General features: G+C 34.8%; 12 protein-coding genes. 3 read left to right on the plus strand and 9 right to left on the minus strand.

The features are described 5' to 3' along the window. On the plus strand, window positions 1–205 hold a 205-nt coding region (locus tag EKG35_RS21145; RefSeq protein ID WP_246020320.1), incomplete at its 5' end, for a hypothetical protein. Window positions 206–278: 73 nt separating this feature from the next. On the opposite strand, the gene EKG35_RS11080 is transcribed toward EKG35_RS21145, so the two are convergent. After that, window positions 279–1,526, minus strand: coding sequence for an MFS transporter (locus EKG35_RS11080; protein ID WP_246020322.1), 1,248 nt, complete (start codon window positions 1,524–1,526; stop codon window positions 279–281). A 541-nt stretch (window positions 1,527–2,067) separates the two neighbouring features. Between EKG35_RS11080 and EKG35_RS11085 the strand changes: the two genes are divergently transcribed. After that, window positions 2,068–3,276 (plus strand): MFS transporter, encoded by a 1,209-nt coding sequence (locus EKG35_RS11085; protein WP_126294517.1) that lies wholly within the window; start codon window positions 2,068–2,070, stop codon window positions 3,274–3,276. Between the two features lie 67 nt (window positions 3,277–3,343). Further along, window positions 3,344–4,126 carry a CPBP family intramembrane glutamic endopeptidase gene (locus tag EKG35_RS11090; RefSeq protein WP_126294518.1) on the plus strand — a complete coding sequence of 261 codons (783 nt, stop codon included), beginning with the start codon at window positions 3,344–3,346 and terminating at the stop codon, window positions 4,124–4,126. Between the two features lie 49 nt (window positions 4,127–4,175). Here the strand turns inward: EKG35_RS11090 and EKG35_RS11095 are convergent, their stop codons facing one another. From EKG35_RS11095 to EKG35_RS11130, 8 genes are all read right to left on the minus strand, one after another. Beyond that, on the minus strand, window positions 4,176–4,790 hold the full coding sequence (locus EKG35_RS11095) for a DedA family protein (protein ID WP_126294519.1): 615 nt from the start codon (window positions 4,788–4,790) through the stop codon (window positions 4,176–4,178). 369 nt (window positions 4,791–5,159) lie between these two features. Continuing rightward, a complete protein-coding gene (gene rsgA / locus EKG35_RS11100) occupies window positions 5,160–6,230 on the minus strand; it encodes a ribosome small subunit-dependent GTPase A (RefSeq protein ID WP_126294520.1) in 1,071 nt (356 codons plus the stop codon). A gap of 313 nt (window positions 6,231–6,543) precedes the next feature. Further along, window positions 6,544–8,154: a peptide ABC transporter substrate-binding protein gene (locus tag EKG35_RS11105; RefSeq protein ID WP_126294521.1), complete on the minus strand. Its 1,611-nt coding sequence runs from the start codon at window positions 8,152–8,154 to the stop codon at window positions 6,544–6,546. A 316-nt stretch (window positions 8,155–8,470) separates the two neighbouring features. Beyond that, window positions 8,471–9,379 (minus strand): ABC transporter ATP-binding protein, encoded by a 909-nt coding sequence (locus tag EKG35_RS11110; RefSeq protein ID WP_126294522.1) that lies wholly within the window; start codon window positions 9,377–9,379, stop codon window positions 8,471–8,473. Beyond that, a complete protein-coding gene (locus EKG35_RS11115) occupies window positions 9,372–10,424 on the minus strand; it encodes an ABC transporter ATP-binding protein (RefSeq protein ID WP_126294523.1) in 1,053 nt (350 codons plus the stop codon). Before EKG35_RS11115 ends, EKG35_RS11110 begins: the two co-directional genes overlap by 8 nt. 15 nt (window positions 10,425–10,439) lie before the next feature. After that, window positions 10,440–11,375, minus strand: coding sequence for an ABC transporter permease (locus tag EKG35_RS11120; RefSeq protein ID WP_126294524.1), 936 nt, complete (start codon window positions 11,373–11,375; stop codon window positions 10,440–10,442). Then, a complete protein-coding gene (locus tag EKG35_RS11125; RefSeq protein WP_126294525.1) occupies window positions 11,375–12,304 on the minus strand; it encodes an ABC transporter permease in 930 nt (309 codons plus the stop codon). Before EKG35_RS11125 ends, EKG35_RS11120 begins: the two co-directional genes overlap by 1 nt. Before the next feature lie 123 nt (window positions 12,305–12,427). Beyond that, window positions 12,428–14,080 (minus strand): peptide ABC transporter substrate-binding protein, encoded by a 1,653-nt coding sequence (locus EKG35_RS11130; protein WP_126294526.1) that lies wholly within the window; start codon window positions 14,078–14,080, stop codon window positions 12,428–12,430. Window positions 14,081–14,365 lie beyond the last annotated feature (285 nt).

Below are 14,365 nucleotides of genomic sequence, written 5' to 3' on the forward strand. Positions count from 1 at the left end.
CATTCACCTCAACGTATATTTAGAAGTAGTTGATTGTAGTGTAGGCGGCGACTCCTGCGGGAAAAGCGTGACGGCCGATACCCCGCAGGAGCGTAGCGACGAGGAGGATTGGCCCACGCCCACGGAAAGCGTCCGCCGAAACGGAAATCAACTAACTTATTCAAAAAGGGTTATTAATTTTATTTTAAAAGAAAAAAGACTGTAGGCAAACTCGAATTTTCGAGTTTGTCTACAGTCTGAAAGAAGATTTCGGTAATATCCGAAATCTTCTTTTTTATCTATTCTTTTACTTGTTCATTACTCGATTTTCCCGCCTCAATCAGCACCTTGCTTCCTAGAAGGAAAAATCCAAGGACGAAGATTAAGATGCCTGTTCCAATTAATAGCCATTCAATTGCAATAATGTCTGCGATTGGTCCAAAAACCAGCATTCCTAATGGCATCATTGATGTAGAAATCATTGTTAAAACACCAAATACTCTACCTAGATAATCTTCTTCTACTTTTTCTTGCAGCAGGACTGTAGCAGGTGTATTAAACATCGGCATAACTACGCCTATTATCCCCATGAAGACTAAGTACATCCAAAACAATGGAACTACTCCTAGTAAAAACGTACATATACCAAAACCAAATGCCGATAGTGTCATAGTATGTGTTTTATTGCTAAATCCACCCCATGAAGCCATAATAATGCCGCCAATCATCATGCCAATTGAGAAGGCGATTTCTATCGCTGATAAATACCATTCATTAGCACCAAACGTTCTCGTTACTTGTAATGGTGTTAAAAATGATGCTGGAGCAGCTAATATAAAAAACATCGCAAAAAACGTAAAAAACTGTTTAAGAAACTTATGATTTTTTATATATATTAGACCTTCTTTAAAATCATTAAAGTAACTTGTTGATTGTTTTTCTCTCGCTTTAGCATGTAAAGGGATTTTTAAAAATACTAATAATGTTATTACCCCGATTATTGCGGTAAATACATCTATGAAGAAAATCACTTCAATAGTGGTCATAGAAAGTAATCCTGCACTTGCTATAGGAGAAAGTAGCATAATAAGTGCTTGAATACTCCCATTTATACCATTTACTTTCGTTAAATTTTGTTCTGGTACAATTTGAGGTAATATTGCCCCGACTGCAGGTGTTTGTATTCCTGTACCTACCGCGCGAATGGCAGAAATTACAAATAAAAGCCACATTGCATTATATCCATTTAAAAATAGTATTGCTAAGATAAGTGTTGAAAATGCAATCATAGAATCTGAAAAAATGATCAGTAATTTACGATTGTATCGATCTGCCCATACCCCCGCGAATGGTGATAAGAAAAAAGCTGGGACAAATCCACAAATTATAGAAATCGTCATCATAATTCCAGATTGAGTTGTCAATGTGATATACCACATAATGGCATATTGAACTAAAGAGGAGCCAAAAAGGGAGATTGTCTGACTTCCTAAGAAGAGGATAATATTCCTTTTCCAATTATGCATTGCAAGTTCTGTTTGGTTCATAAAAAAACATCCTTTTCTTTAAATTGGATTTTCTTAAGTAATTTAGAACCGTTATTACAATACATTCTTTTGCGAAATACATAGGCTATTACCTTTAAAGTAAATGGATAGACTGATCAAAAAAGAAAAAAAAGAAATACGTGTAGCTTCACATTTTTTCATTGTGAAATATTCATACTTAACGTTAAGACAACAAAAAAAGAGAGGAGACCTGCCCCCTCTTTTACACATACGTAAAGTTAAGGTTTCCCAAATATAGCTAGACCAATCCCATTTACTCTGACAATAAGCAGAGCCTTGAACGTATTTAATTAACAGTTCGAAGCTTGGAAACGTAGTCTAACAGATGCCATTTAGGAAACCTCCATTCCTTATAAGTTAGCGTTAGTATAACATAATTATGATCACCCTATCAATTGTTAGGCATTTGATAATGGACCATTTATTTACAAATATATTCACCGTTAAACTAGGATTTTTATTTACTAATAAAAGGTCTATAATGGTAAATATTAGTTTAATTATAAAGGCGGGAAATGAAATGAGTGAAACGAAAAATACGCTAAATAACCCAATATACCCTATTATGATTGCGATTGGGGTAGCACACTTAATTAATGACACAATGCAATCCGTTGTTCCTGCCATGTTTCCTTTACTTGAACGAGACTTAGGACTGTCATTTACGGAACTTGGAATTATCTCATTTGTATTAAACATGTTTTCTTCTACACTTCAGCCAGTAGTTGGTTTTGTTAGTGATAAAAAGCCAATGCCTTATGCGTTGCCACTTGGAATGATGAGCTCCTTCATCGGTTTATTAATGCTTGTGCTAACTGAACAATATTGGCTAATCCTTGTAGCAGTTTTATTTTTAGGCTTTGGATCAGCTATCTTCCACCCAGAAGGATCCCGTGTTTCATTTATGTCAGCAGGAAATAAACGCGGGCTCGCTCAATCTATTTATCAAGTGGGGGGGAATTCAGGCCAAGCCCTTGCTCCACTCATTAGTGCGTTTATTTTAGACGTTTACGGTCAGCACGGAGCTGCTATTATACTATTGCTTACTGCAATTGGAATTGCAATCTTACTTAAAATTTCCAGATGGTATATGCAGCAACTAGAGGCAGAGAAATTATCGAAACAAAAGAAAAAGATTCTTATTTCTTCTCTGCCACCTTTAACTAAAAAGCAGGTTGGAATTGCACTTACACTTTTATTGGTTATTATTTTTGCCCGCTCATTCTATACGACAAACATTACAAACTTCTATGTCTTCTACTTAATGGATCATTATGATGTAAATATAAGAACGGGACAGGTCTTCATTTTTATTTTTATGGCATTTGGCGTCCTTGGAACATTTTTTGGAGGTTCTCTATCAGATCGAATCGGTCGTAAAAATGTGATCATTCTATCTGTTGTAGGACCATTGCCATTCTGCTTACTTTTACCTTATATGCCTATATGGGTTGCACTAATTTTTTTAATCATTATTGGAACACTTATTATGATCAGCTTTTCTGTTACCGTTGTTTATGCCCAGGAGTTAGTTCCAACTAAAATTGGAACAATGGCTGGCTTAACAACAGGGTTTGCTTTTGGAATGGGAGCAATTGGAGCTGTTGTAATCGGCTTCTTACTTGACTATATCGGGATTGAAAATACGATAAAAATCGTCTCTGTATTACCAATCATGCTAGTCGTTGCATTCTTTTTGCCGAGAGATAAAGTCGAAAAAACAGCATAATAAAAAAGGAGTTACCAAACTCCCTTAGCGGAGAAAATAAAAAATAACCTATCAATAGGGGGTTGTGATGTTTATATCCAGTAAAAGTTTGCCTATATCCATAATTGCTATACCCTTTTTGCTCGGCATTATTTTTACTTCTTATCGGCTTTTCTTTAGTTTAATGATTGTCATTTTCTTTTTACTAATTATGTACATCATAAATGTAAATTATCGTTTTGTAACTTTAATCTTTATTTCATTTCTAATTGGTTTATTTATTTATCAGTTAATAAATCTTTTCATCGATAATTTTGACATGCCTAGAGAATTAAGAGTCCTTATTAATAGAGGATTACTTATCATTATTTTTACTGCTCTAACGATAGTAAACATAGTACACAAAAAGAAAATATCTTTTTTTAACAACAAGGCAAACTGGGGCAATTCTATTTCATTGCCCTTCCATTCAATTAAATTATCATACTTCATGCTAATAGGTATCATTATAACTGGATTGGTTTTTATCCCTATAATCCTTAATAAGGAGCCTGGATTTATAAAATCAATCTTTATTTTTGGGTTATTATTTTCGATCATCAATGCCATACTCGAAGAGCTTATATGGAGAGGTATAATGCTAACTAGTTTAATAGAGTATATTTCTGTAACTAATGCAATTATCATTACGAGCATTGGCTTTGGAATGCTGCACCTAGTAGTCGGTATACCTTTTTTTATTAGTTTACTATTTTCTATCGGCGGATTGTTTTATGGGTTTATTGTAATAAAAACGAATAGCATTTATCCTGCAATAATATTTCACTTTGTTGTGAATATTGGAATGGTTTTAAGTGGTATGATACTGTAAATATGAATAAAAAGGAACCGCCCAAATTTTTGGACTGTTCCTTTTCCTTTTATTTATAGCCTCGCATCTTTTTTCGGTAAAAACGAATAACGACAACAATGAATATAATTGCTAGAGCTGCATATGCGATATTTGAATAGATATCCATATAATGAACAATTGTTTCCCAAGAATCCCCTACTGCTTTACCTATGTTTACTAACACCATATTCCAAATTAATGTTCCTAAAGTCGTGAGCAGTAGGAAAATCCAGAAGTTCATTTTTGCCATCCCTGCCGGCAATGAAATTAAACTACGGATTAATGGAATAAAGCGACAGAAGAAAACAGTCCACACATCATACTTTTCAAACCAAGCATTCGCTTTATAAATATCGCTGCTTGTTAGTCGCAATACTCTTCCCCACTTATCAACAAATCTCTCAATCCGTTTAATACCTACTATTGCTCCTATACCATAAAGTATTATAGCACCTGCAACCGACCCAATCGTAGATGCAACGATCACACCAAAAACCGTTAACTCTGTAGTGGTTGTCATAAATCCGCCAAAAGTTAATATAACCTCTGAAGGAATAGGGGGAAATAAGTTTTCTAACATTATAAGCAAAAATACCCCTAGGTACCCGTAATCCTCCATAATCGTCGTAATCCAAGTTTCCATTAATTCTCTCCTTATGTATTTATAAGTTTATCATCTTCAATTTTTATGCTACTATATTTAACCGTATTCAAACTTTCTTCTCTTCATACACTTTATCAAAAATAATGCCAATGAAAAATCTTATTGACACATTAATATTGACTATTTTTTGTATAATTTGGTTTCCACTTTACTTTAACTTTATAAAATTATTAAAAAGTAGATTGATTTATATTTAATATAAATAGATTAATTGTCGATGCAGTTTTAACGTCGACTACTGCTCGGGAAGTACATTAAAAAGAGGGACAGTCCAGAAATTCTTACTTTCTGAACTGCCCCTAATTATAAATTATCTTTCTAAGGACTTAGTGTTATGTTCAAACTCTGTTATTTATACTTCTTCTTTAATCCTTTCGAAATCTGCTTCCATTTCCGTTGTTCTGCTTGCCTTGCTTGTGTATTCACTTTTCTTTCAATAAAAGCAAGTTCTTTTAGCAATTTAAAGTAGCTTTGTAATCTTGAATATTCAAGGTCACCGTTATCAACGGCATTAATGACTGCACAGCCTGGCTCGCTTCTATGGCTGCAATCCCGATATCGGCAGTTTTGTGCTAATTCTTCTATATCTTTAAAACCAGAATTCAGGCTTTCACTTTGATCCCATAACTGAAGCTCTCGCATTCCTGGTGTATCAATTAAACAACCACCTTTTGGCAATAATACAAGTTCTCGGTGAGTTGTAGTATGTCTTCCTTTTGCATCATCTTCTCTAATGCCGGATACTTTCATTTTATCATTTCTGTATAAAGCATTTGTTAAGGTTGATTTCCCTGCTCCAGATGAACCGAGCAAAGCTCCTGTTGTTCCCTCTTTTAATAAAGAACTGATTTCTTCAATTCCTTCCCCTGTATAAGAGCTCGTAACAAAAATATCTACACCAAATGCAATTGCTTGTGCTTCATTGTAATATCGCTCAACATCCTCACATAAATCAGCCTTCGTTAAAACGATTACTGGTGTTGCACCTGAATCCCATGCCGCTACTAAATAACGCTCTAATCGTCGAATATTAAAATCCTCATTTAAACTCATAACTAGTAGTACAAAGTCTACATTTGCAGCAACGATTTGTACATCTAGTTCCTGCCCAGCCATTTTCCTGGAAAATTGAGATTTCCTTTTAAATAATTTATGAATGATTGCTCTTTTCTCACCATCCATTTTTTCGACAAGCACCCAGTCGCCTACTGCAGGATAATCCTCTTGGACAAATGATTCGTACGCATAATGCCCTGCGACCGTTGCCAGCCATTCTCCATTTTCTGAAATAACTCGGTATGAATGCTTATGTTCTTTAGTTACACGAGCAGGAATGCATTTTTCAAATTTTTTATCTTTTAACAAGTCTAATAATTGATCTTCAAAAAATGATGAAAATCCTAACGATTTTATATTCAATTTAAATTTCCTCCTGAAATATATGTCTTCTACAGTTCTTCTGCTGCAAAATAAAAAACCTATGGGCTGCGATTTGGCAGTCATAGGTTTCAACACGTTCAAAGAGTATAAATTGAATACACCTTATTCTTCTTAAATAAAGGTAAGTACTTAACAATATACTTTGAGGTGAGTGAAATAAGACAAACCAAATCGCTTGTTTACAATTACAGATACGTTTGCCATACTACTTCACCTCTCCTCATATTAGTATTTCTAGTATATTCAAGCATTTTATAAGTGTCAATTAGTTCACGAAAAATAAAAGGGATCATTATTTATCAACATCTACATATTTAAGATAAATACTGCCTAGAGCATTTGGTTCCATATTTTTAACATAATCCTTTTTTACATAAAGGTTTGTGTAATTATAAATTGGAGCAATTGGGAATTCAGCCATTGCAATAGCTTCTGCTTGTTTTAGTAAACCGATGCGAGTTTTTTCTTCCTTCTCTGTAATAGACTTTTTTAATAAGGCTGCATAACTTGCGTTTTCCCACCCAGTAACATTGTTGCCATTGTTTGCTGAGTCATAGGGCTCTAAAAATGTGTAAGCATCATTATAGTCAGCTACCCACCCAACTCGTCCTATATCATAGTCTAAATTGGTTAGTTTATCTAAGAATACTTGCACTTCGGAGTTATCTATTGATACGTCGATGCCTAGGTTCTTATGCCAACCTTCTTGTATATATTGAGCGATCACTCCGTGTCCTTCACTTGTATTAATAGAAATGGCTATTTTAATTTCACTTGGATTATTAATACCCAGTTCCTCCATACCAGTTTCTAGAGCTGTTTTTGCTTCTTTAATATTATTATCAGTAAAGTAGCCTCTGTCTTCTTCAAAACCAGGAACCGTAGATGGGACCATCCCTAATGCGGGAGTTTGTTCACCTTTTATAATATTATCAATTAACCCCTGGCGATCAATTGCAAGTGTTAATGCTTTTCGAATGTTAGCATTTGAAGTGAATTCACCAGTTGTATTGAATGTATAAGCATAAATTGCAGCGTAATTAGAAATATTTAAAATCCCTTCATCCTTATATTCATTAATTTTGTCTAAACCGATAGTTTGGAACGGAGCCCCTAAAAAATCCACTTCTCCTGCATCAAACATCATTGAAGCAGTTGCTTCATTTTCAACTATTGATATGTTTACTTTATTTAAAGCAACATTTTCTGCATCCCAGTAATTCCGATTCTTTTCTAAAGTAATTGAACTACTATGACGCCAGTCAGCTAATGTGAATGGCCCGTTTGTTATGTATGTTTCACCAGCATCAGTGTACCATTTGTCATTTTGCTCTACTGAAGCTTTGTGAATAGGATAATATGTTTTAAATGCTGTTAATTCTAGGAAGTAAGGTGTTGGGTGTTCTAAAGTAACTTCAAGAGTTTTTTCATTAACCACTTTAATTCCCAAATCGTCTTCGTTACCTATTCCAAGATTGTAATTTTCTGCACCTTTAATTGGATAGAAAATTGAAGCATACCTAGATCCATTTTCCGGATTTAAAGCAAACTTCCAAGCATACGCAAAGTCACCTGCCGTCACTGTATCACCATTTGACCATTGTGCATCGCGTAATGTAAATGTATAAGTAAGTAAATCTTCACTAACTTGTATATCTTTAGCGACCGCATTTATCACTTCACCGTCTTTTATAGTTGTCAATCCTTCAAAAACATTTTGAAGAATAGCACTTGATGCACTATCAATTGCTAATTGTGGATGTAATAATGGTGGCTCTGTTGGAATTACTAGGTTAATTTCTTTCTCACTTGCTTCATTTTTTGATACTCCGAAGTTACAAGCTGCCAAAATTACAGCTAGAGCTAGTAACAGGGATAGAAGTAGAATATTATTTTTCTTCATATTATGTCTCCCCAATTTTATATATTTTCACTTTTCTGAAAATACATTTACTAACAGTTATTATGGTAACAAAAAGCTTTTATTAAATAAATAAAAACTTTGATTATCTGTCTCTTTTACACGTATACACTATTTTTATATTCTTTTTTATCTCCTTTATTATTTACCTCCTATTATTACTCTAATTATAGTTATATAAATATAGCTAATAAGAATAATTACTGTTATACTTCCAAAATTAATCACTTTCTAATTCTATTTTTATACCCACTAGAAAAGATGATAATTCATCTGAAGGAATTATCATCTTAATCATTTATATTATCCATTTTTTCAATTGACTATTAGAGCCATAAACAAAATGATTAGGTAATACCTCTTGTAATTTTGCATGCTCGTCCGTTTCTTCATACTCATAAGGAATTCTTTGACGCTTTCTTTCTGTCATAGGATCCGGCAGTGGAACCGCTGATAATAATGACTTTGTATATGGATGAATCGGATTATGATAGATATCTTCTGCCATTCCAATTTCTACAATCTTTCCTTGATACATAACAGCAATGCGGTCACTAATATATTTTACCATTGATAAATCATGAGCGATAAATAAATATGTTAATTTGCGTTCTTTTTGAAGCCTCTTTAATAAATTCACTACTTGCGCTTGAATCGAAACGTCTAAAGCGGATATGGGTTCATCTGCAATTATAAAGCTTGGGTCTAAGCTTAAAGCTCGTGCAATACCTATACGTTGGCGTTGGCCACCAGAAAATTCATGTGGATAACGATATGCATGCTCGCGATTTAAACCAACAGCTTCTAATAACTCCGCAACTTTCTCACGTCTCTGTAGTTTATCTTTATAAAGTCCATGTATATTAAATCCTTCGCTTATAATCTCTCCAGCTGTCATACGAGGGTTTAATGATGCGTATGGGTCTTGAAAAATCATTTGCATTTCACGATTTAACTCTATTAATTCCTTACGAGATTTTCCAGCGTGAATATTTTTCCCCTTAAATAATATCTCTCCGTCAGTAATATCATAAAGGCGGATAATTGAGCGCCCTGTTGTCGATTTACCGCAGCCAGACTCTCCCACTAAACCAAGTGTTTCCCCTTCAAATATATCAAAGCTAATGCCGTCAACCGCTTTAATCGGATTACTTGGAGAACCGAAATATAGTTTTAAGTTTTTTACTTCGAGCAGTTTTTTAACCATTGCCTTTTGCCTCCTTCAAATAGCCTTCAATTCTACGAGAAATTGATTCCGGTACAGGTATTTTAGGGGCATTTGGATGCAACAACCACGTTTTGGCATAATGTGTATCCGATACCTGAAACATTGGCGGTTCCTTTACATAGTCAATTGCCATAGCAAATTCATTTCTTGCTGCAAATGCATCTCCAATCGGTGGATGAATTAGGTCCGGCGGTGAACCAGGTATTGTACGCAATTCTTCTTTTACATCGTTTTTTAGGTCAGGCATTGAACCTAAAAGACCCCACGTGTATGGATGTCTTGGATCATAAAAAATATCATTAACCGTCCCATACTCAATTATTTGCCCTGCATACATAACCGCTACTCGGTCAGCAACATTGGCAACTACTCCTAAGTCATGTGTAATAAAGATAATCGCCGTATTTCGTTTCTTTTGAATATCTTTCATCAACTCTAAAATTTGGGCTTGAATTGTGACGTCCAGTGCTGTAGTAGGCTCGTCGGCAATTAACAGCTTAGGGTCAGCCGCTAACGCAATTGCAATTACTACACGCTGGCGCATCCCTCCGCTAAATTCGTGTGGATATTGTCTGAACCGTTTTTCAGGCATTGGAATACCTACTAGTTGCAGCAACTGTATGGCACGCGCTTTAGCCTCGGAATGAGGTATTTTATTATGCTTCAAAATTACTTCTGTAATTTGCCTTCCTACTCGCATTGTTGGGTTAAGAGCTGTCATTGGATCCTGAAATATCATTGCGATATCATTTCCCCGAATTAACGACATTTCTTTCTCCGATAAAGGGATTAAATCTCGCCCTTCAAAAAAGATTTCGCCATCTTCATATATCCCCGGGGGTTGAGGAATCAACTTCATTATCGCATTGCTTGTAACACTTTTCCCTGATCCTGATTCTCCTACAATCGCCAATGTTTCTCCTTCAAACAATTCAAAGTTAACACCTCGAACTGCTTGTACTAGCCCTGCATATGTTTTAAAGTTGATTTTCAGATTTTTTACTTCCAGCAATTTTTTTCTCATCATTTTCACCTTCCTCTATTTACGTAATTTTGGATCAAGAGCATCTCTTAAGCCATCACCAACTGCATTAAATGAGAAGATAGTTAATGATATAAACAATGCTGGGAAGAATAAACGCCATGGTGCAGAAGTTAATGCACTATTCCCTTCTGAGGCCATTGTTCCCCAACTTGCTGTTGGTGCAGGGACACCTAAACCTAAGTAACTTAAAAATGACTCAGTAAATATAGCAGTTGGTATTGTTAATGTCATCGTTACTAAAATAGCCCCTAAAGCATTAGGTATTATATGTTTTTTAATTAAATGCCACGTACTCGCCCCAAGAGTTCTAGCAGCTAAAACATACTCTTGGTTTTTAATAGATAACACTTCTCCTCTCACGATGCGCGCCATATTAATCCAACCAGTAATAGATAATGCAATAATCATCGGAAGTAAGCCTGGCTCTAATACAACTAGCAAGATAATCACTACTAGTAAATACGGCACTGCTGATAGTATGTCTGCGATGCGCATCATAATATTATCAACTCGACCGCCAAATAAACCCGAGATACTTCCCCATAAAACACCAATTATTAAATCGATAACAGCAGCCGTAATCCCTATAAAAAGAGAGATACGAGCTCCTTGCCATACACGGACAAACACATCACGACCTAAATCATCTGTACCAAACCAATGTGCTGCAGATGGTGGTGCATTATAAATTCCAAGCTGCTCGCGGTAGCTGTATGGAGATAAAAAAGGAACGAGAATCGCCATTAATGTAATGATGATTAAAGCAACCACTCCAAAAACCGCCAATTTATTTTGACAAAAACGAAGTAATACTTCCTTCCAAAATGATACTGATTTGTCAGCTAACTTTTCAGTTTCATCATGACGACCACCGACGATCTCAAACATTTCAGGCGGTAGTTTTTCTAATTTATCTTCAGTTTTTATCATCATTTTCTCGCTCCTTTCAATTTAATTCGCGGATCAATCAATCCATATAAAATGTCTACAATTAACACTGCAAACAGAAGAATAATTGAATAGAATACAGTTGTACCCATGATGACGGTATAATCGCGATTTGTAATGCTTGTTACGAAATGTTTTCCCAAGCCAGGTACTGCAAAAATTTGTTCAACAATAAAGCTGCCTGTTACAACTCCTGCTGTAAGTGGAGCTAAATATGTTATTACAGGCATTAATGCATTTCGTAATGTATGCTTGTATACTATTGTCCACTTACCGAGCCCTTTTGCACGTGCCATTTTTACATAATCACTATTTTTCTGTTCAAGCATACTTGCACGAGTAAGCTTCGCTATAAAGCCCATATGTGAAAGAGCGATTGCGAAAGCTGGTAGAATACTATAGATAAACCCCTTCCAACCACTTACGGGGAATAGATTAAATTTAAAAGCAAGAAAATATTGCATTAGCCCTGCAAGTACAAAGGAAGGAACTGATATTCCAAGAACTGCAATAGTTGACGAAAGATAATCAGGAAATCGATTATGGTAAAGTGCAGATATTACTCCAAGTAATATTCCTAAACCTATCGATAAAAGCATTGCCTCCATTCCCAACGTAAAGGAAATTGGAAAGCTTTCAGAAATAATATCGTTTGTTGAACGGCCTTTATATTTCATAGATTCACCAAAATCAAAAGTCGCTGTATCTATTAAATAATCCTTATACTGAATATACCAAGGATTATCCAATCCATATTTAGCATTCAATTGCTCTTCTATTTGCTGCGGAAAGTCACGTTCGCTAGCAAAAGGGCTGCCAGGTGCTAATCTCATTAAGAAGAATGTAGCAGTAACGATTATAAATAATGCAATAAGTATATAAATAACTCTCTTCAAAATATATTTAAGCATGTTGAATCCCTCCCTTTTTAAGAAAGCACATAGTAAGACATTAGTTTCCAAAGCATAGAAGGCTGCTAGAATCGATTACTCGATATTAGCAGCCTTAAGAATAGTAACCTCTTCTTAATTTGTTTATTTATTAATATCTGTATATTTTAAATATATGTTACCAAGTACATCTGGTTCAATATTTTCTACATAATCTTTCTTAACAGATAGATTTGTATAGTAGTAAATTGGTGCAACAGGATATTCTGCCATTATGATAGCTTCTGCCTGTTTTAGTAATTCAAGTCGTTTAGCTGGATCTGTTTCACTATTGGATTGTGTTAACAACTCTGCATATTGCGGATTTTCCCAACCAGTGTCGTTGTTGCCATTTTCAGCTGAGTCATATTGCTCTAAGAATGTATAAGCATCGTTATAATCTGCTATCCAACCAAGACGTCCAACATCGTAATCTAAATTAGTTAATTTATCTAGGTATACTTGCCATTCTGAATTATCAAGTGAAACATCGATACCAAGATTTGTACGCCATCCCTCTTGAATAAATTGAGCAATAGCTGCATGTGCTTCGCTTGTATTAAATGATATATTAATTTTGATTTCACTAGGGTCAGAAATACCAAGTTCTTTCATCCCTAATTCTAAAGCTTTTTTTGCTTCTTCAATATCATTATCTTTAAAGTAACCACGGTCTTCTTCAAAGCCTTCAACTGATGGTGGAACCATACCAAGGGCAGGAGTTTGCTCACCTTTTGTAATGTTGTCAATTAACGTTTGTCGGTCAATAGCAAGCGTCAAGGCTTTACGGATATTTACATTTGATGTAAATTCACCAGTTGTATTGAATTTGTACATATATAAAGCTGTATGGTCTTGAATCTTTAAAATGCCTTCTTGTTTATATTTATTAATTACATCTAACCCTACAGTTTGGAATGGATTACCTATAAAATCAATTTCCCCAGCATCGAACATTGTTGCTGCAGTTGTTTCGGATTCAACCATCGAAATGTTTACCTTGTCTAGAGCAACATTATCTTTATCCCAATAACTTTCACTCTTATCTAATGTAATCGAACCTCCATGTTGCCAATCAGAAAGAACGAATGGTCCGTTTGAGATAAAGCCTGCTTCAGAATACCAATTTTTGTTTGCTTCAGCTGTAGCTTTATGAATTGGGAAATATGTTTTAAATGCTGTTAATTCTAAGAAGTATGGCGTTGGGTTTTCTAATGTAACCTTAAGCGTTTTTTCATCAACTACTTCAATCCCTAAATCTTCTACAGTACCTTCCCCAAGGTTATAACTTTGCGCTCCTTTGATAGGATATAAAATTGATGCATATTCAGAGGCATTTTCGGGGTTTAATGCAAATTCCCAAGCATAAGCAAAATCCTCTGCTGTTACAGGGTCACCGTTCGACCATTGTGCGTCCCTTAATGTGAAGGTATAAGTTAATAAATCCTCGCTCACCTCGACATTTTCAGCGGCAGCATTAATGACCTCTCCATCCTTTAAAGTTGTTAACCCTTCAAATAAACTTCTTATAATTACATCCGATGTAGTATCTGTAGCTAATTGCGGATGTAAAGATGGTGGTTCAGATGGAATGACTAAATTTATTTCCTTTGGACCTTCCGAAGCTTCTTCTGGAGCATCATCTGTTGATGGCTCTTCTGAAGTAGCTGGTTCTTCCTCCCCTCCAAAATTACACGCTGCTAATAAGAGAGTTAAGCCAAGTAACATCAGTAGCAAAAAGAAACTTCTTTTCATCATAAAAATCCCCCTTCTTTTTTCTTTGTTTTCTGAAAATAGAATCAACATAATCATTAAAAGTTAAAGATTTTTTTAAATATTTTATTAGGAAAGTTTTTTATTAATTTATATTTCTAGTAATAATGACTTTTTAAAAATTTAATACGTTAAAGTGATAGATTGAAATTGAAGGTAATATAGTTTATTTTTATACACACACACAGTTGCAATCTTTCTTTTTTCATAATATTCAGTTTATATTTATGATGGGTATATCTAAAATAGAACTTAATGATATGCCATAAT

It is taken from the genome of Lysinibacillus telephonicus (assembly GCF_003966145.1).
GTDB classification, from domain to species: domain Bacteria; phylum Bacillota; class Bacilli; order Bacillales_A; family Planococcaceae; genus Ureibacillus; species Ureibacillus telephonicus.

Excerpts from the sequence above, each read along its gene's own strand:
- EKG35_RS11080 (WP_246020322.1), bottom strand. The coding sequence starts at position 1,526 with ATGAACCAAACAGAACTTGCAATGCATAATTGGAAAAGGAATATTATC.
- EKG35_RS11085 (WP_126294517.1), top strand. The coding sequence starts at position 2,068 with ATGAGTGAAACGAAAAATACGCTAAATAACCCAATATACCCTATTATG.
- EKG35_RS11090 (WP_126294518.1), top strand. The coding sequence starts at position 3,344 with ATGTTTATATCCAGTAAAAGTTTGCCTATATCCATAATTGCTATACCC.
- EKG35_RS11095 (WP_126294519.1), bottom strand. The coding sequence starts at position 4,790 with ATGGAAACTTGGATTACGACGATTATGGAGGATTACGGGTACCTAGGG.
- EKG35_RS11105 (WP_126294521.1), bottom strand. The coding sequence starts at position 8,154 with ATGAAGAAAAATAATATTCTACTTCTATCCCTGTTACTAGCTCTAGCT.
- EKG35_RS11110 (WP_126294522.1), bottom strand. The coding sequence starts at position 9,379 with ATGGTTAAAAAACTGCTCGAAGTAAAAAACTTAAAACTATATTTCGGT.
- EKG35_RS11115 (WP_126294523.1), bottom strand. The coding sequence starts at position 10,424 with ATGAGAAAAAAATTGCTGGAAGTAAAAAATCTGAAAATCAACTTTAAA.
- EKG35_RS11120 (WP_126294524.1), bottom strand. The coding sequence starts at position 11,375 with ATGATAAAAACTGAAGATAAATTAGAAAAACTACCGCCTGAAATGTTT.
- EKG35_RS11125 (WP_126294525.1), bottom strand. The coding sequence starts at position 12,304 with ATGCTTAAATATATTTTGAAGAGAGTTATTTATATACTTATTGCATTA.
- EKG35_RS11130 (WP_126294526.1), bottom strand. The coding sequence starts at position 14,080 with ATGATGAAAAGAAGTTTCTTTTTGCTACTGATGTTACTTGGCTTAACT.